At 58.2% G+C, this 21,341-nt stretch carries 20 protein-coding genes; 7 read left to right on the forward strand and 13 right to left on the reverse strand.

Features of this window, described 5'->3' with window-relative positions:
- The first annotated feature begins 9 nt into the window (after positions 1-9).
- Positions 10-1,347, forward strand: a complete 1,338-nt coding sequence (locus tag N675_RS00990; RefSeq protein ID WP_038037467.1) for an acetyl-CoA carboxylase biotin carboxylase subunit — start codon at positions 10-12, stop codon at positions 1,345-1,347.
- A 182-nt stretch (positions 1,348-1,529) separates the two neighbouring features.
- On the opposite strand, the gene N675_RS13360 is transcribed toward N675_RS00990, so the two are convergent.
- From N675_RS13360 to N675_RS01020, 6 genes are all read right to left on the reverse strand, one after another.
- Positions 1,530-1,961: an acyl-CoA thioesterase gene (locus tag N675_RS13360; RefSeq protein WP_051913739.1), complete on the reverse strand. Its 432-nt coding sequence runs from the start codon at positions 1,959-1,961 to the stop codon at positions 1,530-1,532.
- 80 nt (positions 1,962-2,041) lie between these two features.
- Positions 2,042-2,878, reverse strand: coding sequence for a 2-succinyl-6-hydroxy-2,4-cyclohexadiene-1-carboxylate synthase (menH, locus tag N675_RS01000; RefSeq protein ID WP_038037469.1), 837 nt, complete (start codon positions 2,876-2,878; stop codon positions 2,042-2,044).
- 107 nt (positions 2,879-2,985) lie between these two features.
- Entirely contained in the window at positions 2,986-4,779 is a 1,794-nt protein-coding gene (gene menD, locus N675_RS01005; protein WP_038037470.1) for a 2-succinyl-5-enolpyruvyl-6-hydroxy-3-cyclohexene-1-carboxylic-acid synthase, read from the reverse strand.
- A complete protein-coding gene (locus N675_RS01010) occupies positions 4,769-6,067 on the reverse strand; it encodes an isochorismate synthase (protein ID WP_051913741.1) in 1,299 nt (432 codons plus the stop codon). The genes menD and N675_RS01010 overlap by 11 nt, the downstream gene beginning before the upstream one ends.
- Positions 6,064-6,702 (reverse strand): TetR/AcrR family transcriptional regulator, encoded by a 639-nt coding sequence (locus tag N675_RS01015; RefSeq protein ID WP_038037472.1) that lies wholly within the window; start codon positions 6,700-6,702, stop codon positions 6,064-6,066. The genes N675_RS01010 and N675_RS01015 overlap by 4 nt, the downstream gene beginning before the upstream one ends.
- Before the next feature lie 80 nt (positions 6,703-6,782).
- Positions 6,783-7,631 (reverse strand): glycerophosphodiester phosphodiesterase, encoded by an 849-nt coding sequence (locus N675_RS01020; protein ID WP_051913743.1) that lies wholly within the window; start codon positions 7,629-7,631, stop codon positions 6,783-6,785.
- Between the two features lie 208 nt (positions 7,632-7,839).
- Here N675_RS01020 and N675_RS01025 point away from each other — a divergent pair, with 208 nt between their 5' ends.
- The 3 genes from N675_RS01025 to N675_RS01035 are packed head-to-tail and all read left to right on the forward strand — an operon-like array spanning position 7,840 to position 11,105.
- A complete protein-coding gene (locus N675_RS01025; RefSeq protein ID WP_231577880.1) occupies positions 7,840-8,787 on the forward strand; it encodes a carbohydrate ABC transporter permease in 948 nt (315 codons plus the stop codon).
- Positions 8,777-9,613 (forward strand): carbohydrate ABC transporter permease, encoded by an 837-nt coding sequence (locus tag N675_RS01030; RefSeq protein WP_038037473.1) that lies wholly within the window; start codon positions 8,777-8,779, stop codon positions 9,611-9,613. The genes N675_RS01025 and N675_RS01030 overlap by 11 nt, the downstream gene beginning before the upstream one ends.
- A gap of 25 nt (positions 9,614-9,638) precedes the next feature.
- Entirely contained in the window at positions 9,639-11,105 is a 1,467-nt protein-coding gene (locus tag N675_RS01035; RefSeq protein ID WP_231577881.1) for an ABC transporter substrate-binding protein, read from the forward strand.
- A gap of 38 nt (positions 11,106-11,143) precedes the next feature.
- Here N675_RS01035 and N675_RS01040 read toward each other — a convergent pair whose 3' ends face one another.
- Complete coding sequence (locus N675_RS01040; RefSeq protein ID WP_051913745.1) at positions 11,144-11,698, reverse strand: NUDIX domain-containing protein; 555 nt, start codon at positions 11,696-11,698, stop codon at positions 11,144-11,146.
- Between the two features lie 18 nt (positions 11,699-11,716).
- The gene (locus N675_RS01045) at positions 11,717-12,121 is read right to left on the reverse strand and encodes a hypothetical protein (RefSeq protein WP_038037474.1); all 405 of its coding nucleotides are present in this window, start codon (positions 12,119-12,121) and stop codon (positions 11,717-11,719) included.
- 181 nt (positions 12,122-12,302) lie between these two features.
- Here N675_RS01045 and N675_RS01050 point away from each other — a divergent pair, with 181 nt between their 5' ends.
- A complete protein-coding gene (locus tag N675_RS01050) occupies positions 12,303-13,985 on the forward strand; it encodes an FAD-dependent thymidylate synthase (RefSeq protein ID WP_038037475.1) in 1,683 nt (560 codons plus the stop codon).
- On the opposite strand, the gene N675_RS01055 is transcribed toward N675_RS01050, so the two are convergent.
- Positions 13,946-14,878 (reverse strand): YihY/virulence factor BrkB family protein, encoded by a 933-nt coding sequence (locus tag N675_RS01055; RefSeq protein WP_038037477.1) that lies wholly within the window; start codon positions 14,876-14,878, stop codon positions 13,946-13,948. The genes N675_RS01050 and N675_RS01055 overlap by 40 nt on opposite strands.
- A 42-nt stretch (positions 14,879-14,920) precedes the next feature.
- Between N675_RS01055 and N675_RS01060 the strand changes: the two genes are divergently transcribed.
- Positions 14,921-15,901 carry a cation diffusion facilitator family transporter gene (locus tag N675_RS01060; RefSeq protein WP_051913748.1) on the forward strand — a complete coding sequence of 327 codons (981 nt, stop codon included), beginning with the start codon at positions 14,921-14,923 and terminating at the stop codon, positions 15,899-15,901.
- 79 nt (positions 15,902-15,980) lie between these two features.
- Positions 15,981-16,166, forward strand: coding sequence for a hypothetical protein (locus N675_RS01065; RefSeq protein WP_038037480.1), 186 nt, complete (start codon positions 15,981-15,983; stop codon positions 16,164-16,166).
- A gap of 184 nt (positions 16,167-16,350) precedes the next feature.
- Here N675_RS01065 and N675_RS01070 read toward each other — a convergent pair whose 3' ends face one another.
- The 4 genes from N675_RS01070 to N675_RS01085 all read right to left on the reverse strand — a co-directional run bounded on the left by N675_RS01070 (position 16,351) and on the right by N675_RS01085 (position 21,331).
- Positions 16,351-17,814 (reverse strand): NCS2 family permease, encoded by a 1,464-nt coding sequence (locus tag N675_RS01070; RefSeq protein WP_081886742.1) that lies wholly within the window; start codon positions 17,812-17,814, stop codon positions 16,351-16,353.
- 73 nt (positions 17,815-17,887) lie between these two features.
- Positions 17,888-19,036: a citrate/2-methylcitrate synthase gene (locus N675_RS01075; protein ID WP_038037482.1), complete on the reverse strand. Its 1,149-nt coding sequence runs from the start codon at positions 19,034-19,036 to the stop codon at positions 17,888-17,890.
- The gene (prpB, locus tag N675_RS01080; protein WP_081886743.1) at positions 19,017-19,955 is read right to left on the reverse strand and encodes a methylisocitrate lyase; all 939 of its coding nucleotides are present in this window, start codon (positions 19,953-19,955) and stop codon (positions 19,017-19,019) included. Before prpB ends, N675_RS01075 begins: the two co-directional genes overlap by 20 nt.
- Positions 19,955-21,331 carry an MmgE/PrpD family protein gene (locus N675_RS01085; RefSeq protein ID WP_038037483.1) on the reverse strand — a complete coding sequence of 459 codons (1,377 nt, stop codon included), beginning with the start codon at positions 21,329-21,331 and terminating at the stop codon, positions 19,955-19,957. Before N675_RS01085 ends, prpB begins: the two co-directional genes overlap by 1 nt.
- Positions 21,332-21,341 lie beyond the last annotated feature (10 nt).

The raw sequence follows: 21,341 nt of genomic DNA on the forward strand, positions 1-21,341 counted from the left end.
GGGGACAGGGTGTCGTACTTCCGCAAGATCTTGATCGCCAACCGCGGCGAAGTTGCCCGCCGGATCATTCGTACCTGCCGTCGACTTGGTATTGCAACCGTTGCCATCTATTCCGAAGCCGACCATGATCTGCCATTCGTCCGCGAAGCTGATGAGGCGGTGCTGATCGGGCCGCCTCCAGCCCGTGAAAGCTATCTGGCGATTGACAAGATCCTTGATGTTGCCCAATCGACCGGAGCTGAAGCTGTTCATCCTGGCTATGGCTTTCTTTCAGAGAATCCCGTCTTTGCTGCTCGGTGTGTTGAGCGAGGACTCGTGTTCATCGGCCCTCGTCCCGAAGCGATCGCGGCAATGGGGAGCAAGATCGGCGCTCGTCGCTTTATGCGCCAAGCTGGCGTGCCGGTGCTGCCTGGCTGGGATGAGCCGCTGACGGATCTGGATCAGGCACGCGCAGTAGCTGCCCAGCTCGGTTATCCCCTCATGCTGAAGGCCAGCGCGGGCGGGGGTGGCATTGGCATGCAGTACCTTTCCTCTGAGACAGAGCTTATTCAAGCGTTTGACTCAGCGCGCGAGCGCGCACAGCGCTATTTTCGCGATGGCACGCTCTTCTTTGAACGTGTCATCCCACATGCCCGGCACATCGAAGTGCAGATTGCTCGCGATGTGCATGGGAATGGCGTTCACCTCTTCGAACGCGAATGTTCGGTTCAGCGTCGGCACCAGAAAGTCATTGAGGAGACGCCGTCGCCATTCCTCACGCCAGAACGGCGTGCGGCACTGTGTGCTGCCGCCCTACGGGGGATTGAAGCTCTCGACTACACGAACCTTGGTACCATTGAATTCTTGTTTGACCAAGCAGGGCAGTTCTATTTCCTTGAAATGAACACGCGCTTGCAGGTTGAGCATCCGATCACGGAGGAGGTGACGGGCCTCGACCTCGTTGAGTTGCAGCTGCGGATTGCTGCTGGCTTGCCGCTTGGCCTAAACCAGCATGAGATCCGCCAGCGTGGACATGCTATCGAGTGCCGAGTCTATGCTGAAGACCCTCGGACGTTCTTGCCCTCGCCCGGCCAGATTACACGCCTCGAATTGCCACCTGGCGCCCGATATGAGTTCGGCGTCGAGGCTGGTAATCGAATGACGCCGTACTATGATCCGCTGGTTGGTAAAGTCATTGTTTGGGCTGAGACCCGTGATGCGGCAATTGAACAGATGCGGGCTGTGCTTGATGGCATAGTCATTGAGGGAATTAAGACCAACGTGCCGCTCTTGCGGGAACTCATGCATGATCCAGCGTTTTGCTCGGGTATGTACGATACGACCCTGCTTGCGGCGCGCACTGGATAAGGCACGCACGGAGTAAGGCTTTGCCTACGGTGACATTGCCTGGAGTCGAAGGTGGGCGCAGGCTTGTATGGCCCGCACCGTGTTATCAAGCTACGATGGCGAGCTGTGGCGACGAGATGGGCGAGTAGACAAGCAGCACAGCCGCGCTGTGGAAAACTAGGCTGCGCTCCAGCGTCAGCGCCTTAGGTCGTGGGGACGAAGAGTTCAGGCGCAACAGCAGCGATCGCCTGCCGGACTGGCTCAGGGATCGGAATCGGCCGTTTTGTTGCAAAGTCGATCATGACCATCACGAGGTGGCCAGTAACGGCTGGCTCGCTTTCCCCTTGTTTGGTGAGGGCGAAATCGAGCCGGAGTGACGAGCGTCCGATGCGGCTAAGCCATACCCGGCAGGTGCCGATGTCGTCGACAACAAGCGGCGTATGATAGTCTGCCTCGACGTGGACGCGTGGATTGGCGTATCCCTGATTGATCATCGACAAAGCTGAAAAGCCAATGCTCCGCCACAACGCTGCTTCTGCTTGCGTAACGTAACGGAAGATTGCCGGGTAGTAGATAAAGCCTGAAGGATCGACATCGCCCCACGTCACTTCAAACGGTACGCTCGCTTCTAGCACTGTTGCCCCCCTTGCGCCACACTGCTGTGTTCCGCAGTCAGCATACCAAAGTATTTCATGTGCCGGTAAGATGCAGCAGATCACCTGGGTGACGTGACTCGTTGGAGGAACGTGCTAACTAGGTTCTGGAAGATCTCGGGTTGCTCGACATGAACGGCATGGCCAGCGTCCGGCACGATGACAAGCTCAGCATGCGGGAGTTGCGCTGCCATGCTCTGACCAATCGTGACGTACTTGGTGTCAAACGCGCCGACGATGAGGAGGACCGGCAGATCCAGTTGTGGCAAGTGATCCCAGAGCGGTGTCATCACACCAGTGCCCATACCGCGTAGGCTATGTGCGAGCCCGCTCGGGCGCTGCGCCAGCCGTTCGGCGCGAATCCGAGCACGGACATCAGCCGGTAAGCGCGCCTGCGAAGCGAAAAGGGGTTGCTGTTCCCAGTATTCGACGAACCAGGCAATACCCCGTTCTTCAATCATGGCCGCGAGGGCCTCGTCCTGGGCCTTACGAGCCGCTCGTTCGCTGGGATCAGCGATGCCAGGTGATGTGCTCTCGAGGATGAGCGCGCTTACACGCGCTGGCGCATGCACGGCAAATGTGAGCGCGAGGCGACCACCAAGTGAGTAGCCCAGCACAATACATTGGTCGATACCGAGCGTGTCCAGCAAGGCGAGCAAGTCGTCTACTGCTTCTTCAAGCGTGTAGCGTGCGGGATCGGTTGGAGCAGCACTCTGCCCATGGCCGATTAAATCGGGAGCAAGCACCTGATATTGTGTTGACCACTCTGGCAAAAACGCGGCCCACGTTGCGCTGCTGCCAGTAAAGCCGTGGAGAAGAAGCAACCCTGGTCCAGTACCGGCCGTCTGAAGGGAAAATGGTATCCCTCGAACAGTAACCAGGCGTGTTGTGGGCTCCATGGGTCCCTCATTGCTCGTATTGTCCGCGAATATTTTGTCCTCCTCACAAACCAAGAAAAACCTTAGTTAACAGCTGCCTGCAGCGCTCGACCTGGCCGCCTTGCCTGCTAGCCGGCTGATCGAGTGGCGACAGCAGCAAGGGCGTCGCGGCCAGCGGCGATCGCCTGCGACCAAAGCGCACGGTGCAGTGCGACGTTCCGTGCTCGCTCAGTGCGCAATTCGATGACTGTAACCCCTGGGCTAGCAAGACTGTCACGAAGGGCTGACTGGAAAGCTGGCCAGGAATTCGGCGTAACATAGTGGAGCCCATAGAGTGCCGCGGCATGGCGGAAGTCGAGGCCGTGCGGCGTACCGAAGAGCAATTCGAAATGGTCGGGATAGGCTGCCTGGGGCAAGAATGAGAAAATCCCGCCACCATCGTTGTTGAGCAGCATGATCGTCGCGCGAAGCGCGTGACGTCGAGCGGCAAGTAAGCCGTTCATATCGTGATAAAACGAGAGATCGCCGATGACGAGCACAACCGGCTCCGAACTGACCGCGGCGACCCCAAGTGCTGTTGAGACAACACCGTCAATGCCATTGACACCACGATTCGCCACGATGCGCAGTGAGCGGGTGGTTGCTGGGAAGAAGCTATCGAGGTCTCGTACCGGCATGCTGTTGCCGACAAACAGGGTCGCACCCTCTGGAAGTAACTGAGCCAACTCAAAGAAGAGGCGTGGTTCAGCGATCTCCGGCATTGCAGCAAGTGCTGCATTGAGAGCTGTTCGGGCTGCCCGATCAGCCTCCTGCCATTGCTTGACCCAAGTAATGTCCAGGGGTGGCTGGTTATTGGCTAAGGCATCAGCGACCGCCTGGCAGAATGGCGTCGGCGGTGCCTGGATAAGTTCATGTGCCAGGTGGGAGGGATCGGGCCAGCCTGCAGGGTCGACGAGGACATGGTCGGCTGCTGGTTGCCCTTCCAAGAACTGCCAGAGCGCCTTCGATGTCGGAATAGCACCCACGCGCAGCACGAAGTCTGGCCTGAGCAGGTAACGCAGCGTCTCATCACGTAGAAGCGCGTCATAGGCGTCAAGAACAAGCGTATCCACGTGCGGGCCAGCTCGTACCTGTGAAAGCGGATCAGCGAGAATCGGATAGCCAGCTACGCTTGCCAGTTTGACGATTGCTGGCCCAAGCTGTGGGTCAGGTTGCGGCCCGGCGATGATCAGGCCGCGCCGGTGTGCGCGAATCCGTTCTACAACCTGTGCCACAGCAAGCGGATCGGCCATTAGCACTGCTGGCCAGCCACAGACGGATGGCCGGTTCGTGTCATCGGTCTGTTGGCGACCGTCGTGGAGGGCAATGCCGTCAGTTGCAGGGATCAGTGGCTCGCGAAACGGGAAGTTGAGATGGACCGGACCCGGCGGGCAGGCACGTGCCGTCATCACAGCACGGGCTGCTAGTGCACGGGCATAGCGGAGGATCTCAGGATGGTGCTCTGGCAGTGGAACGTCCACAAACCATTTGACGAATGGACCGTAGAGCCGTATCTGGTCGATTGTCTGTGCTGCGCCCCAGTCACGTACTTCCGGTGGGCGATCGGCCGTCAGAACGAGCAAGGGGATGTGGCTCGCAGAGGCTTCGACAATGGCTGGCAAGAAATTTGCCGCAGCCGTGCCACTCGTGCAGACAAGTGCAACAGGCTCGTGCAGTGCCTTGGCCATGCCGAGGGCGAAGAATGCGGCGGATCGTTCGTCAAGATGGTCCCACAGCCGCAGCTGTCCAAGGCGAGCTGCCTGCATGACCAGCGGAGTTGAGCGTGATCCAGGAGCAAAGCAGAGATGCTGCACGCCGTTCCGAGCAAGCTCATCAAGGAACGAACCAACAAACGCTGCGAGGGCCCGTGGATCAGCGCTCATCAGCTAACACTCCCAGGGCAGCACGCATCGGCCGCAGTTTCAGCTCTGTCTCTTCCCACTCGCTGTCCGGCTGAGAGGCGGCAACAATGCCACAACCCGCATAAAGCCACGCGACTCCGCCGCGGAGAAGGGCTGAGCGGAGTGTGACGACGAAATCCCCAGATCCTCTTGCATCGATCCAGCCGAGCGTCCCCGCATACCAGCCACGAGCAATTGGCTCGTTCGCACGCAGGAAGGCGAGCGCCGCTGCGCGAGGTTGGCCACCCACAGCCGGTGTTGGGTGCAGCCGATCGACAAGGTCAAAAATCGTTGCTGTGCTATTGAGTGTTCCCGAAATGGGGGTAGCCAGATGCTGGACATTCGGCATCGTGAGCACTGATGGTGCTGGGGAAATGGTGAGTTCGCGGCAGAGCGGAGCCAGCTCGTCACGAATCGCCTCGACAACGAGCTGATGCTCATGGCGATCTTTCGCGCTGGCAAGTAATGCCGCTGCCTTTGCGGCGTCATCGGCTGGCGTGGTGCCGCGCGGTGCTGATCCCGCAAGTGCCATCGTTTCGATATGCTGACCCTGTACTCGGACGAGACGTTCGGGTGTCGCACTCAGAAAGAAGGCATCGCCCCAGCCGAGTGCACAGATGGTGCAGGTTGGGTAGGCGGCTGTAAGCCAACGAAGCGTATGCTCGAGCGTGACTGTTGGACGTTCAACGACAGCGCGGGCTAACACGACTTTTTCGAGGATACCGGCGCGCATCGCTGCTTGTGCGCGCGCAATTAGTTGTGTCCACGCTGCGAAGGAGAGCATCTGGTTCGTATTGGCACGCGTGCTGACATCTGTTTGCGGTGAGACTGACCACGCGTGCTCGATCGGCAACTGCCCCGTGATCGTCAGCTCCCATGCCTGTTCCTGCGTGCCAATTGCAAGGTGCTTGGGCAACACGAGCAACCCTGGAGGAAAGTTCTCCCAAGGGGCAGTACCAGCAGTACCAGAAGAAGTAGGATCAAACGATCGGCCGCCGATGAGGAGTGGCCCGTTGAGCGGCAGACCAGGCAGTGCAACCTGTATGGCTGCGAGTGCTTCCTGGATTGCTCGCGCGCGGTCGCCAGTCGGCCAAGTGGGCAGCATATCAGCAATACCGTACGCGACGATGTGCAGTCCTTCAGTCGGCTGAAGCCAGAGGAAACGCCACACGGACGGTGCAGCAAGGAATCGGCAGATAGGATCAAAGGGGGCTACGACGCGCTGCGTGCAGACGATTGCCTCGGTGAGCGTAAGGGCATGGTGGGTCATGCGTTGCGCTGCCTCTCATCGTTTGTCTCATCAGGGCCAACCGGAAGGCCAACACTGCGCCGGAGGCAAGCGCGAATCGTGGGATACGCGTCCTCCAGTCGTGCAGGCTCGCCGGTCAATGCCCAACGAAGCACGACCTCATGCAATGCGCCGAACCACGCGGTCGCGATAAGCCAGCTGTCCATTGCCGGCAGTGTGCCAGCGGCAATCGCCGCGTCGAGGCTGCGTGCGATCAGTGCAATGACGCGATCATGCATCTGAAGCAGGGCGTGACGGATCTCCGGCCCTGTTCCGAGAGCATCGACGAGAAATAACCGCGTGAGGGAGCGGTGGTTGGCAAACGTGTGCAGGACGACGGCCAATGCGGCGTCGAGTTGCCGTCCAGGATCTGTTTCCGCGGTTATCGCCGCTTCAGCACGCTCGAGCAGTTGTGTACCGAGACGGTCAATCAGTGCGAGGAAGACGGCTTGCTTGTTTGGGAAGTGGAAATAGAGACCGCCTTTGGATGTCGCCGCTTCTTCGGCAATCTCATCCATTGCAGCATCATGGTAACCACGGTTCGTGAAGACTGCCAGTGCTGCATCGAGAATGCGCTCGCGGCGAGCACGAGCACGAGCTTGGCTGGCTGGTGCCACGGTACACACCCCTTGCTGAAAACCGACTCATGCGTCGGTTTCTGTAGGGAGTGTAGCAGTGACGGCTCAAGCACGCAAGGCTATCGCCGGTGTTGCAGTTGCCGAACGGTACGGACCGCAACGTCTGGGACGTCGGTAATGATACCGTCGACACCAAGCGCGGCGAGCGCAGCGATGCGTGGGCCAGTGTCGACGGTCCAAATGTTCACCGCGATGCCAGCGGCGTGGGCTGTGGGGAGGATCAAGGCAAGCTCCGCGTCGCACTGGGTATCCATCGGATGGAGGGCGTCGTACCCAGCGCTGCGGACGTGGTCGAGTTGTTCAGCGAGTGTCGTGATTGGCAAGGTGCAGAGACCAACGCGAATAGTGGGACCATGTGCTCGCAGGACGTCAAGGACGGATGGCGTGAACGATGAGACGAGGAGGCGCTCTGCGAGAGCCGGTTCTTGTTGACAGCGCGTGGCAAGCCAACGGGCGATAGCTTGCCCACGGGCGCGGTCGGCGGCGTCCCAAGGCATGGCCTTGATTTCCACGTTGATGCCAACATGACTGGGGAGCGCCTCGAGCACCTCGTCAAGCGTTGGGAGCATGATCCCTAATCCACGGAAGGGATACGTTGCCCCACCATCGCGCGTGAACCAGTATCCTGCGTCGAGCCGTCGGAGCTCAGCCAACGTCATCTCGTGGACAAGGCCATGGCCGTTGGTGGTTCGATCAACTTCAGCATCGTGACAGACGATCGGCTGCCCGTCGCTGGTGAGACGCAGGTCGAGTTCGACCATGTCAACGCCAAGCTCGGCAGCCAGCACAAATGCGGTCACGGTGTTCTCCGGCGCATAGACTGACGCGCCACGGTGTGCAATCACCCGGGGTGATGTGTGTGTCGTCACTCGCGTTGCTCCAGACCGTACCCCCAGCTCGACATCCATCTGCACTCTCCTTGTTTTCCTACCAGCACCGCCAATCCACTAACAAGTGTGCGCTCGATGACTGCCCAAGGCGTGAAAGGATCGTGAATAATGCTGCGATTTGGATCATCGCGCGTTCACACGGCTGCAACATGTACGGCGTCACAGCTCGCTAGCCTCTGCAATGAAAACAGGCAGCAGGCCTGTTGACGAAGGGGGTGAGCCCTCAATGGCACGTGATGTTGTGCAGCCAGCGGCCGTCTCAGGACTTCACTGGCGAGCCATGCTGACCTGGATGCAGCAGAAGCTTGGCGATTGGCCGCTCTTTGTACTCTTCGCTGGTCCAAATCTTGTCTTGCTCGCCATCTTCACCTATTGGCCACTGCTCTATAACGTGTACTTAAGCTTGACAAGCTGGGATTTGATCGCTCCAGTCAAGCCTTTTGTTGGTTTGACAAACTATCGCAACCTTGCTGCCTCCGCGGAATTTCGCACAGTACTGCTTAACACCGCGATCTTCGCGCTCGGTACCGTTGGTGGAACGACCATTCTTGGGCTTGCGCTAGCGCTGTTACTGAACCTGCGTCTCCGCGGCCGAACACTTGCTCGCGCCATTATCTTCGCCCCGGTCCTGTTGAGTGGGGCAGCGATTAGCGTGTTTTGGATCAACATGCTTGATCCCCGTTTCGGGCTCGTCGCGCTACCGTTGCGTTGGCTGGGCTTGCCTGTTCCCGACTGGCTCAACTCACCGCACTGGGCCATGGTGGCGGTCATACTGGTCTACATTTGGCAAAACACTGGCTTCAGCATGGTGCTCTACCTCGCTGGCCTGCAGAACATCCCCCACGAGCTCTATGAGGCCGCGCGGATCGATGGAGCGGGTGCTGTCGCGTCGTTTCGGCATGTGACACTCCCGCAGCTTGGCCCGACAACCCTCTTCGTCCTGGTCGTATCGGTGATCAACTCCTTCCAAGCCTTCGACTTGATCAAGGTGCTAACGGACGGTGGCCCGGTCAATGCGACCACGACCTTGCTCTTCTACATCTACCAGCAGGGTTTTGTGGCCTTTAACGCTGGACGTGCTGCGGCGGCCTCGATCGTGCTGTTCGTGCTTCTCCTTGGGCTGAGTCTGCTGCAACTGCGGCTTGGTGAACGGAGAGTGCACTATGGCGGCTAAGTCATGGCGATTGCTGCGTCAGCTGCCCTGGTATGGTCTCATGCTCGTCGCTGTGTTCGCTATTGGCTTGCCCCTCTTCTGGGTAGCGACTGGCTCACTGAAGACAACACGCGAGATCTATACCTTCCCGCCGGTGTGGCTACCTCAACATCCGCGGTGGGACAACTTTTCTGCTGCCTGGCATGCTGCTCCATTCGGGCGGTTCTATCTGAATAGCATCATCGTGACACTAGCTGACACTGCCGCCAAGCTCTTCTTTGCGCTTACCACCGCCTACGCATTGGTCTTTCTCAACATCCGTGGGCGCAACCTTGTGTTCTTGTTCGTGCTCGCTGCGCTCTTTGTGCCCGTGCAAGTTACCTTGTTGCCGAATTATCTGACTGTAGGTCGTTTGGGTTGGATCAACACCTATTTTGGCCTTATTGTCCCAATGATGCCCGTTGCTTTCGGCACATTCCTCTTCCGCCAACACTTCCGCACGCTGAGCCGCGAAGTGCTTGATGCAGCCGTCATCGATGGCTGTGGGCACTGGCGATTGCTGTGGGATGTTGTCTTACCGATGTCGCGTCCAGTTGCTGTGACAGTCGGACTCTTAGCGTTAGTCGGACGCTGGAATGACTTTCTCTGGCCGTTAGTCGTGACCAATACCGTTGAGATGCGGACATTACCAGTCGGCATCACCTATCTCTACCAGGTCGAAGGTGTGCAGAACTGGGGGCCGATCTTCGCCGGAACCCTCTTTGTCATGGTGCCAGTGCTTCTGGTCTACATCGTCGCCCAACGCTGGATCGTCAGTGGGATCACTAGTGGGGCTGTGAAGGGATAGGTTCTTGGGCGAGAAGGAGGAACATGTGGTACAGCGGGAGGACCATGGCATGTTGCGTGTCCAGCTGACGCGGCGACGTCTGATGGCTGGTCTCGTTGGAATGAGCGCGGCTACCCTCCTTGCAGCCTGCGGTCAGAACCAATCAGCGAGTCCAACGGCCAATGCACCGGCTGTGCAGGCGGCTACCCCTACGCCTGCCCCAGCGACTGCAGCGTCAGCCGCAACCCCGAGTAAGACGATGGCAGCGACTGGTGCGCCTGCAGTGGTGACACAGACTGGCTCCAAAGTGAAGGTCACCTATTGGGGATCCTTTAGTGGAAACTTAGGCGAAGCCGAGCAGGAGGTGGTGCGCCGATTCAATGCCTCCCAGAATGACGTCGAAGTCACCTACCAGTATCAGGGGAGCTATGAGGATACGGCACAAAAGCTTACCCAGGCGTTGGCTGCAAAACAGACGCCTGACATCGTCCTCCTCTCGGATGTCTGGTGGTTCAAATTCTATCTCAACGACGTACTCCAGCCACTCAATGACTTCTTTGCACAGGCCAAGATCGATCTGAGCGATTATGTCGATCCTCTGATTAACGAAGGAACACGGAAAGGCCAGGTCTACTGGGTGCCATTTGCGCGTTCGACGCCGCTCTTCTACTACAACAAGGCTGCCTGGTCGGAGGCGGGATTGCCCGATCGTGGTCCTGAGACCTGGGATGAGTTTCTCCAGTGGGTGCCCAAACTGCTGAAACAGGATGGGGGCAAAACTACTCGTTTCGCCTTTGCTCACCCAAACGCTGCCAGCTATGCTGCCTGGGTCTTCCAGCCGGTAGTGTGGCAGTGGGGTGGAAAGTATTCTGACCCTGACTTCACCATTCATCTTCAGGAGCAACCAGCGGTCGAGGCGGGGCGCTTCTGGCAGCGCTCGATCACTGAGGGTTGGGCGGTTTCATCAAAGGATCCCAATGCTGACTTTTTGAATGGCGTCACGGCAGCAATGCTCGCTTCAACCGGCAGCCTTGCCGGGCTGGAACAATCAGCGAAGTTTCCCGTTGGGACAGCGATGCTGCCGAAGGGGCCGGCCGGATTCGGTTGCTGCACCGGTGGATCAGGCTTAGCGATTCTCAAAGGCAAGCCCGCTGAGGTGCAGCGAGCTGCGTTCCAGTACGTGGCCTTCGCGACGTCACCGGAAATGACGACGTTCTGGTCGCAAAAGACTGGATACATGCCTGTGCGTAAATCGGCAGCCCAAAGCACAGCAATGCAGCAGTACTTCCAGAATCATCCCAATTTCAAGACTGCAGTTGATCAGTTGCCCAAGACCCGGCCGCAGGATGCCGCACGGGTGTGGATTCCGAATGGTGACCAGATCATCGGCAAAGGCCTTGAACGCGTAACGATTCAGCGCGAAGATCCCCAAAATGTGTTTAACGATGTTGCGCGTACCTTGACGGATGCGGCGAAACCAGTGGTCGAGCAGCTCAAGCGGCGAGAAGGCTAGCGAGGATCCGCACAAGCGTGGGCATGAGCATTGGATGCTCATGCCCATTGCAGCAGGAGTTTGCCATGCTCGTTCGTTCGGGCAATCCCGATATGGATGGGCGCATGGCCGACCGGATCGTGGGCAAGATCCCGCAGGAGTAATGGGATCGTCTCTCGCGTATTGTCAATCAGCGGGAGGGTGTCGAGTAGCGGAATCGGTACCCAGAACAGTGCACCCTCCCGCATTGTTCTCGCCAAGGTTAGAGTATCGCCTCGTTCGAGCGGGGGCTGGAGCGTTGGGGGCAGCGTGCGAATCGTCCCAGTAAAGTAGCAGAGGAGAGTAAGCGCCTCGCCAGGGCGCGCATGCAACAAGACCCGTCGGAGTCGTAACCGATCAACATGCTCAGGAGTGATGCCAGCTTCCTCGGCAAGTTCTCGCCAAGCAGCAGCGGACAGGTCAGTAAACTCGGCGGGCTCAACGCGCCCGCCAAGTCCAGTCCATTGACCTGCGAAGGCTTTGTGTGGCGACCGCTGCAAGAGGAGACACGAGCGGCCATGGAGCAACACAATGCAGGTATATGCTTCGATGCCAGACGGCATTATGCCGGGCATCACCGCTGCTCCTCTGCCTTAGGCGACAGGCGTGCCGCAGGAGGCGTCTTCAAACGGGTCCCATTGGAGCGCCTCATCAAGCGAGGCAAACCAGGCTGCCTCAGTTGGATTCAGCACCGCAATGACTTCGGCATCGAGATGTTCGACAAAGTAGCGGAACGAGGCTGGCATGACGCTAATCACGCTCGGCGATTGGGCGAGGAACGAGAGAACGTCGAGTTCGCCCTCACGCATGGTAATCAACGTCTCGTCAGCACCATCGCAGAATCGATTGGTAGCAAGATACGCGATGCCCGGAACGATCGGTACCGGGCTTGTATGACGAATGATCCAGTAGCGTGGTCGGCTAGCCAGCCAGGGACAATCACCTGGCTGTTCTTGATCCCCGATCAGCGCGCCGGGGCTCTCTTCATGTGACTCCACAGATGAACCGTCCTCTCCCACCACACCACTAAGTATAGCCCACTACACTGCCTTCGCCAGATGGGCGATCTGCTCTCGTGCCTTGCATCGCTTGGATTGTGTACGTACACTATGGCATACTGGAGTAAAACCAGGGTGCTCGATCGTGGTGCATCGACATGTGAATGCGAGGGATAAGGCAATGGGCGCCGTGATGCCAGAGCTGGAAGCCAGTCCATTCCCATTCCGTTCAGCTCCGCCGGTCGTGAAGCTGGTACGGACGGAATCAGCGAACCATCCGTTTGCCTTAACGGTCGCAGCTGCGTGGTCTTGCTACGGTGCCCGGCCCTCAAGTGTTGAGCGAGTGCTCGATGTTCTCGCCGCTGACGGCCAACCGAGTGATGACGTGCGGGCGGCTCGTCGAGAACGTGCGATGCGACTGTATCCCGAGCTGTTCGAAGCAGGCCATCACACGACGTTCCAGCATGCACACTTTGTCTTTGTGCTCGATGGTGTCTCACGGCTTGCGATCTGGTCGTTTTTTCATCAGCACCCTTACTATAACTCCGAACAGGTTTCCCAGCGCTATCGTGAAGTCTCAGGCAAAACGATGGTGACGCCTGATTTGCCTGAGCCCCTCTTGCAAATCTATCAACAGGCTGTTCAACGGGCGCTTGACGGCTACCGTCGCCTGGTTGAACTCCTCACTCCTGACATTACCGCTCGGTATGCTCGCGTGTTCCCAGCGCGTGTAAAGGCGCAGGGCCCTGAAGCTGAGCGCCGTGTCCGAACGGCAGTGCAGCGCCATGCGCAAGAGGTTGCGCGCTACGTCTTGCCCCTCGCAACGCCTGCACATCTCTACCACACGATTAACGGGTTGACCTTGCTCCGGTATGCCGTCTTGGCTGAGCAACTCGATGCCCCGGCTGAAGTGCGTTACATCGTCGGGCAAATGGTCCAGGAAGTGCTGAAAGTCGACCCCAACTTCCTCGGGACGCCTGAGCGGCCGCTCGACCTGCGCGCACTGTCGCTTGAAGACACGCTGGAATATCAGGTTCTGACGAATTTCCGTGACAGCCTTGTCCATGCTGCCGATGAGGCGTTCTTCGAAGAGTTTGATGCGGCCTTGGATGGTTATTCCTCGAAGCTGGTGAGCTATAACCCAAATGCCGAGCGTCTACTTGCTGATGCTGTCCGTGCTGTCCTTGGGCTCCCACGCCGTGCACTCTCTGATGCTGATGCTATTGCACGTGTGCTCGATCCAGCGCAGAATCCATATCTCGGCCACCCACTGTTCCTTGGGATGCACAGTAAGTTGATGCTCACCCTGAGCCACGTAACGTTTACGTTCCAAAAGCGTATTAGTGGTGCTGAAGATGCGCAAAGTCAGCGCCACCGCAGTATTTTTGCCTCACGCCCCGTCCTGCTGGCCCATCTCCGACCGGAGGCAGACGTTATTGTGCCGGAGGATATCGCGCGCGTTCCGGCTGCACTCGAGGAATACCATGCGACAATCCAAGCGCTTTGGAATGCGAAAAACCGGCTGCTGGATGCCGGGGTTTCACCCGATGTTGCCCTCTATCTTCTGCCGAATGCACACCGGGTACGCTTTTATGAGACTGGTAGCTTGTTGAACTATCTGTGGAAGTGGGTGAAGCGGTTGTGCTTCAACGCGCAGCGGGAAATTTTTGAGACAGCGCGACAGGAGACCGAGCAGGTCAAGCGTGTTCTTCCCCTGATCGGTCAATATATCGCCTGCCCACCGTGTGTCCTGCGTGATCGTGCTGGCACGCGACCACCGTGTCCGGAAGGCGAGCGCTACTGCGGCATCCCTGTCTGGCGCAACTACGTGTTCGAGGACTTGGCGGATCGACGTGTTCTCTGAACCACAATGAAGGCTGCTCCAAGTAACATGAGTGTCGCGCTGAGATAACCGAAGACAAGGAAGATCACGGCGCTACCAAGCGTGCCTGAGATCGCTTCAACGTGTTGAATCCGGCTGATGTAGAATCCAAAGCCAAGCTTGAGGAGCTCAAATCCAACAGCACTGAGCAATGCACCTGGCCAGGCGTGGCGTAAAGCGGGCGGCTGACTGGGAATGATCCGGAACACAGCGAGAAAGAGCAGGAATGAAAGAGCGAGGGCGACGAGCGAGCTAAAAACAGGCACAAGCGGCCCAATGCCAAGCCATTGCATAAGGTGCCGAAGGATCACGAGACCAGCAGTCGCAACAGTCGAGAGGACGAGCAGTATTCCACTCACCATAACCAGAAGTGTATCCCGTAAGCGCACGAGTAATGCAAAGCGTGGGGTCCCAGGACCAAAGAAGACGTTGAGCCCCTGGCGCAGTGCGCCAACTGCTTGACTGGCGGACCAGGCTGCGAGCACAAGGCTGATGATCCCCGCAACTCCACCCTGGCGGGTAGCAAGAGACTCAACGAGATGTGCCAGTGTATCGCGGATTTGTGAAGTTGCCGGTAGTTGGGTGTAAAGAAACGTTAAGACGCGTGCTTGAGCGTTGACATCACGGAGCACGATGCTTACGACCGTAACAAGTGCGAACAGCAACGGGATCAATGAAAAGAGCGCATAATAGGCGATAGCAGCGGCATAGGTACCGCCCTGCCGACTGGTGAACAACGAGATTGTTTGGATTATGGTGCCAAGCACTGGCGTAAGCTGGATACGCTGCCAAAGCGTACGAAGTTGTGCACTGCGGCTCTGCGGTGGGCGCTGCTCGCGAACTCTGACCCGCTCACGAGTTGAACGAGTTTCCATTGGTGAATGCACAACGTTTGCTCCTTCCGTGAGGCAGTTATAATGCCGAGTGAAACGTCGGGAAGCATTACATTCAATGGCCAGCGTACCATACCTATCTTCCGTGATCCAAAGGAGCGGCAACGGCAGGTGCGCCGGACGCTCATTCTCGTGCTGGCCTGCAACCTTTTGGTCGCCCTCGCGAAGCTTAGCTATGGATTGCTCACCCAGAGTCTCAGCATGACCGCCGATGGGCTCAACTCGTTGATGGATGCTGCAGCGAATATTGTGGGCTTAGTCGGCGTGGAAGTGGCTGCGCGTCCTCCAGACAGTAGCCACCCGTATGGCCACCGACGGTTTGAAACCCTTGCGTCATTGCTCATCGCTGCCACCATGGTGCTCGCGGTGACACAAATTCTTGAATCAGCGTGGCATCGCATTCAGTCCGGTGAGCGCCCGGATGTTACCCCGCTGAGCTTCGTCGTGATGGTTATAACCTTGGTGATCAACCTCGGCGTGTCTTTCCTCGAGCGGCGGCGTGCAGTAGCATTGCATAGCTCGATCCTCAGTGCTGATGCGAAACATACTGCTGCCGATGCGCTCGTCTCAACTGGCGTTATCGTTGGCCTTGTTGGTGTCCGGCTTGGGTATCCATGGGCAGACCTGGTCGTCAGCATTGGTGTCGCAGGCGTCATTGCGTGGGGTGCATGGACGGCGTTGCGCGATGCAGCGCAGGTCTTAGCCGATCGTGCCGTAGTTTCCGCCGAAACGGTTGAACAAGCAGCCCGGGCCGTTCCCGGTGTTGTTGGGGTTCATGGCGTACGAACACGAGGCGGCGAAGGCATGATTTGGGTCGATCTGCATATCCAGGTTGCGCCCCAGCTGCGGGTCGATGAAGCCCATGAGATTGCGAGCCAAGTTGCCCAACAGGTGGAAGCAGCCCTTGGCCTTCCCGCTGATGTTGTTGTCCACGTCGAGCCAGCGACCGCAGAACACTTACAGCCACAGCGCGGCTACGAACCATGGCGCGGTCGCTCAACCTGAATCCTGTGCCTGTGCTATCCTTATCCTAGCTTCCAGCTTCTGAGAAGAGCAGGCGGTACCTCGCCTGGAGGAGCGTACCATGTCATCGCGGTTGCAAGTTGTCCTCTGGTTTGTGCTCCCGATTTTCGCGCTCTTGGGCCTGCTCACGTTTGCTGGATGGGTGAGTGGCGCACTTGCTGGCATCTTGCTCATCGTGCTAACCGGATTCATCTTTCTTGCGCTGCTGCTCACCCGGCAGAGCGATGAGCGGCGCCCGTCACCATAGACAATGGCGTCAGGTAAGGCACACGAGTGTTGACCGCATCGCTGCTTGCTTTTGGTAGGGAACAGGAGCCGCACTGTCAGCCAACGTATTGCCACTTGAGGGGATACGGTGGCTGTACATGCTGGCCTCCGACCCCTCAAGTGGCGCTGTGCCCGTTGCGTGTCACGCTCGACGTCGTGCCTGGCTAGAGTGCGATGCCAAAGTGATGGCGGAGGAAGTAGATCAGGAATGCCAGGCTAACAATATAGAGTGCTGGATGAACCTGCCGCGCCTTTCCACGGAAGATCTTAAGCAAGGTCCATAGAACGAAGCCTGCGCCAATTCCGTTGGTAATGTTGTATGTCAGCGGCATCAGGAGCATCGTTGCGGCGACTGGCAAACCGATTTCAAGGTTTGTGAAATCGATGCCACCAAGACGGATTTGGCGACCGTCTTCAGCCTCAGCTTCAGCTTCGCTCAGTACACCCATCATCATCCAGCCAACAATGATCAGTGCGGGTGCTGTTGCTTGTTGGGGCACAACACCAACAATTGGCCAAAATGGCATGGCGAGCAGGAAGAGCAATCCCGTTACGACTGAGACAAGGCCACTCCGTCCACCGACTCCAATGCCAGCGGCTGATTCGATGTACGTCGTCGCCGACGAGCAGCTCGCCAAGCCACCTGCTATGGCAGCGAGTGAGTCGACGAGCAGCGCGCGCTGTGCCTGTGGAAACTCGCCTTTTTCATTCAGGTAGCCAGCCTGACGACCGACACCAATGAGGGTGCCCATGGTGTCGAAAAAGTCGGCCATCATGATCGACAGCACAATCAGAAGTGCTGTGATGACGCCGAGCTTAGTGAAGAAACTGAAACTAACATCGCCAATGCGACTAAAATCCGGTGCTGCAAACCAACGGGAGGGCAATTGGGCGACGCCGGGCGGAAACGCGTTGGTTCCGGTCACGGCACGAATAATGATGGCGATAATGGTTGTGCCGAGAATCCCCCAGAGCAGTGCGCCCCGAACGTTTCGTGCCAGAAGGAAAAGCGTCAACGCGAGGCCGATGAAGGTAATGAGGACGGGAATTCCCTTGAGATCACCCATCCGAACGAGCGTCGCTGGATCAGCCTGAACAATGCCGCCATCAACTAACCCGATGAAGAAGATGAAGAGACCAATTCCGACAGAAATGCCTTGCTTGAGCTCGAGTGGCACAACCTCCATCACATAGCGGCGGATGCCGAGGACGACGAGCAGGGTAATGACGATGCCTTCAGCAACAATCACACCCATTGCCTGGTGTGCCGTGAGTCCCATTGCCCCCATGAGCTGATAGGTCACCACTGCGTTTAATCCCATGCCAGGAGCCAGAGCATAGGCGCGGTTCGTTGCCAAGCCCATGGCAATGGTCATAATCCCGGCAACGAGTGCCGTTGAGGTAGTAACCGCCGAGACGGTCAGCTGATCGGGAACCTTCGCTGAGGTAAGGATTGCTGGATTGACGAAGATAATATAGGCCATGACCATAAAGGTCGTGAGACCGGCCATGATCTCGGTACGAAGGTCTGTGCCGAGTTCACTGAGATGGAAGATTCGATCGAAGAAGCCCTGTTCCTGCGCCTTGGGGACAGCACTCCGCATGGGGCGGCTTGCCTGGCTGCTCATGCAACCTCCTCTCCACGCCGCGACCAACGGCAGTGTAGTGTACGGTCGCGGCGTGGAGAACGCAATAGGTTTGTTAGTGCACAGTAACTTGGGTCGGATGCAGGTCGCGTGGCCCTTCGTAGCGTACTCGCGGCCGGAAGAGCCGATTATGGGCATGTTGCTCGGCAACGTGGGCGACCAGGCCAGCAGTACGGGCTACCAGGAAAATCGGCGTATCAAGATCAATCGGGATGCCGAGCAAGTAGTAAATGAGGCCAACTGGGTAGTCCGCGTTCGGGAAGAGTCCCTTCTCGCGATGCATTGTTTCTTCAACGATCTGGTAGATGCGATAGAGTTCCTCGCCCTGGGGATGGCGTTTGGCGAGTTCGGGAATGAAGTCCTTCATCAAGGCAGCGCGTGGGTCATACTTCTTCATGTAAACCCGGTGGCCAAAGCCCATGATGCGCTCTTTGCGCGCGAGCCGGTCAAGGATATAGCGCTCGGCCACGTCGGCCCCGCCTTGCTCCAGAATGTCCAGCAACATGTGCGCGACCGCTTCGTTGGCGCCGCCGTGGAGTGGCCCCTTCAGCGAGGCGGTTGCGCCAGTGACTGCACCATAGAGATCAGATAACGTGGAGGCAATGACACGGGCGGCGAAGGTTGAATTCGGCATCTCATGCTCAATGTAGCATGTGAGTGTCAGGTCGAAGATGCGACGGGCAGTCTCATCTGGCTTCTGTCCGGTAATCATGTAGAGAAAGTTCTCGCTAAAGCCGAGAGATGGATCGGGCTCAACAACTGGTTGATCATGGAGCACACGGTAAGCATTTGCCGTAATGACTGGCATACGAGCGAGGAGTCGTGTCCCCATCGCGATGTCATTCTCGGGTGTTGGTGTGCGGAGCATCGCGGGGTCTTCGTAACTTGCAAGGAAGGAGATTGCTGTTCGCTGGGCGTCCATGACAGCCGTTGTCTTCGGCATCAACTGGAAGAGCTGATAGACCTCTTGGGGGACAACGGCATCCTCACGCAACCGTTGGTCGAACGCGGCAAGTTCCTCGTCATTGGGGAGATGGCCGTGGATGACGAGATAGGCGACCGGGACATACGACAGGTGACGGGCCAATTCAATTAAGTCGTACCCCCGCACCAGAATCTGGCCGTGGTCGACATCAAGGTATGAGATCTCGGTGATCGTCGCGATCACCCCTTCAAGTCCGGGACTATACGTTTCTTGCGCCATGGTGCGCCTCCTCCGCTAACTGACGGTCAAACCGCTCATACGCATCATACGCAATAAGCTGGTACAGCTCGCTTCGCGTGAACATGTGTGTGATCCACGCCTGCTGGTCTCCCTGCTGCGCAAGTGCGGTGAAGAAGCGGTGGACTGCCTGCAACGCGACACGGAGCGCTGAAACTGGATAGATCACAATTTGGTAGCCCAATGCCGCAAGTTCGTCGGCAGGAATGAGTGGGCTCTTGCCAAATTCGGTCATGTTGGCCAAGAGCGGCCCACCGACAGCTTGGGCAAAGGTTGCGAATTCGTCACGTGACAGCAGGGCTTCGGGGAAGATAATATCGGCACCAGCAGCACGATAGAGCCGAGCCCGCTCGATGGCACCGTCCAATCCCTCGATGGCGCGTGCATCGGTCCGTGCAACGATGAGGAGACTGTGTCGTGCACGGCGCGCGGCGTGAATCTTCTCGACCATTGCGTCAGGTGGGATGAGTCGCTTGCCCTCGAGGTGCCCACAGCGTTTGGGATTTTCCTGGTCTTCAATCTGTATTGCGGCTGCGCCTGCTTCTTCCAGCTCGCGCACGGTTCGTGCGACGTTGAGGGCTCCTCCGAAGCCGGTGTCGGCATCGACAATGAGCGGAAGTCGCGATGCGGCAACGATCTGTCGTACTGCTGTCACGAGTTCGGAGAGCGTAAAGAGCCCAAGGTCAGGAAGGCCAAGAAGGGCGGAGAAGGCTGCGCCGGAGAAATAGAGGCAGCGAAAACCGGCTTCTCGGGCGAGCAGAGCGATGACTGGGGCGAAGACGCCAGGGGTAATCAGCAGTCGCTCGTCACGGAGCAGCTGCGCGAGTTCGCGAGCGAGTGCTCCAGCTGGCGGAAGTGGCTGGAAGGCCGGCGGAAGCGTTGTGGTATTGTCCTCGTCCATCACAACACCAGGCTTTCTGTCAATGTCCGGACTGAATGGTTCTCCAGTTGCCAAATGATGTCGTGTACCCGGGTGCATCCATCTTCGCCGAGCAGTGGTGTTGCCATGTGGCGGAATTTCTGCTCGACTTGCTGATCGGTCATCGGATTCTTCGCGTGACCAAGGGGATACCGCACTTCGCGTGAGAACCGCCGTCCATCCTGTGTTGTGACGGTGATTCGGTTGGGAATGCCCTCGGGATAGCCCGCCGTCAGCTCAGGATCTTCGCGGAGCTGGACATGGTTCGCAAGGAAATCGAGGATCGCTGGATCTTGGAATCGTTCAGGCCGGAAGCTTTCGGCATCAATCTTCCCATCGAAGAGTGCAACGACAGTAATGTAGGGCAGTGAATGGTCCGCTGTCTCACGGGTCTTCGGCCGCCACTTTTCTGGATCCTTGGCAATGATCTCGTAGCCTGCCCGGAATGTCTCGATTTCAACGTGGGCGATCTGTTTGGGATCACCGATCTCAGCACGCAATGCCAGCGCAGCATCGACCGCACTCTGTGCGTGATATTCAACTGGCCAGGCCTTGATGTACGTGTCACAGATGCGCCGTGGTGCAGGAAACTGCGCAAGGCGGTCAATGGCGGCAGGGTTCGGGATCTCGCCGCCGAGGAGCTGGCGGACGAAGCCCATTTCACCGAGGAATGGAGCGAAGGGGCCGGAGACACCGTGTGCAGCAAGCAACGTGCTATAGACGGCGTGACGCACAGCATCGGCGGCTGCAAAGCCTTTCCACATGGATAGCTCGCCAGCCCGCGTCTGTCGCATCGCAGCGTGTGGGACAACGGTGATGGCTAGCGCGTGTTCGGCCTGTTCTGTCGTGAGCCCAAGCAGTCTCGCTGCGCCGCAGGCCGTGCCAATCGCTGTGACGCTCACGTGGTCCCAGCCATGGGCGCGCAGCGAGAAGGCGTCACACAGCGAAACCCCAACTTCGTAAGCAATAACAATGGCCTCGAGCAGCCGTTGGCCGTCGAGACCAGCCCATTCAGCCAGAGCCACGAGCCCAGGAATCATGTCGCTCGGGTGGAGTGGCTCCAGGCTTAAGTAGGTATCGTTGAAGTCGAGGTAACGAACAGCAACGCCATTTGCCAGTGTCGCTGCCTCTGGATGCACACGCCGTGTCGTGCCCCAGATGGCGCTGCCGTGGTCATCAGTGGGCAGCGTGTAGGCATAGCGGCGTGCGGCGCGTGGCGCGGCAGCACCGAACGCACCAAACGCCACGCCAATCGCATCAAGGATGCGTCGTTTCGCTTCGTGGAGTGCTTCCGGCGGAAATGCCAGCTGAGGTGCGACGCTATACTCCGCAAGCGTGCGGGAAATCCGGTCGCTCATTGCTGGTGTC

Source organism: Thermorudis peleae, from assembly GCF_000744775.1.
GTDB classification, from domain to species: Bacteria; Chloroflexota; Chloroflexia; order Thermomicrobiales; family Thermomicrobiaceae; genus Thermorudis; species Thermorudis peleae.

What these genes read in the sequence shown, in the direction of transcription:
- menH (WP_038037469.1), bottom strand. Translation starts at nt 2,878, where the DNA reads ATGGAGCCCACAACACGCCTGGTTACTGTTCGAGGGATACCATTTTCC.
- menD (WP_038037470.1), bottom strand. Translation starts at nt 4,779, where the DNA reads ATGAGCGCTGATCCACGGGCCCTCGCAGCGTTTGTTGGTTCGTTCCTT.
- N675_RS01010 (WP_051913741.1), bottom strand. Translation starts at nt 6,067, where the DNA reads ATGACCCACCATGCCCTTACGCTCACCGAGGCAATCGTCTGCACGCAG.
- N675_RS01020 (WP_051913743.1), bottom strand. Translation starts at nt 7,631, where the DNA reads ATGGATGTCGAGCTGGGGGTACGGTCTGGAGCAACGCGAGTGACGACA.
- N675_RS01025 (WP_231577880.1), top strand. Translation starts at nt 7,840, where the DNA reads ATGGCACGTGATGTTGTGCAGCCAGCGGCCGTCTCAGGACTTCACTGG.
- N675_RS01030 (WP_038037473.1), top strand. Translation starts at nt 8,777, where the DNA reads ATGGCGGCTAAGTCATGGCGATTGCTGCGTCAGCTGCCCTGGTATGGT.
- N675_RS01040 (WP_051913745.1), bottom strand. Translation starts at nt 11,698, where the DNA reads ATGCCCGGCATAATGCCGTCTGGCATCGAAGCATATACCTGCATTGTG.
- N675_RS01050 (WP_038037475.1), top strand. Translation starts at nt 12,303, where the DNA reads ATGGGCGCCGTGATGCCAGAGCTGGAAGCCAGTCCATTCCCATTCCGT.
- N675_RS01055 (WP_038037477.1), bottom strand. Translation starts at nt 14,878, where the DNA reads ATGGAAACTCGTTCAACTCGTGAGCGGGTCAGAGTTCGCGAGCAGCGC.
- N675_RS01060 (WP_051913748.1), top strand. Translation starts at nt 14,921, where the DNA reads ATGCCGAGTGAAACGTCGGGAAGCATTACATTCAATGGCCAGCGTACC.
- N675_RS01065 (WP_038037480.1), top strand. Translation starts at nt 15,981, where the DNA reads ATGTCATCGCGGTTGCAAGTTGTCCTCTGGTTTGTGCTCCCGATTTTC.
- N675_RS01070 (WP_081886742.1), bottom strand. Translation starts at nt 17,814, where the DNA reads ATGAGCAGCCAGGCAAGCCGCCCCATGCGGAGTGCTGTCCCCAAGGCG.
- N675_RS01075 (WP_038037482.1), bottom strand. Translation starts at nt 19,036, where the DNA reads ATGGCGCAAGAAACGTATAGTCCCGGACTTGAAGGGGTGATCGCGACG.
- prpB (WP_081886743.1), bottom strand. Translation starts at nt 19,955, where the DNA reads ATGGACGAGGACAATACCACAACGCTTCCGCCGGCCTTCCAGCCACTT.
- N675_RS01085 (WP_038037483.1), bottom strand. Translation starts at nt 21,331, where the DNA reads ATGAGCGACCGGATTTCCCGCACGCTTGCGGAGTATAGCGTCGCACCT.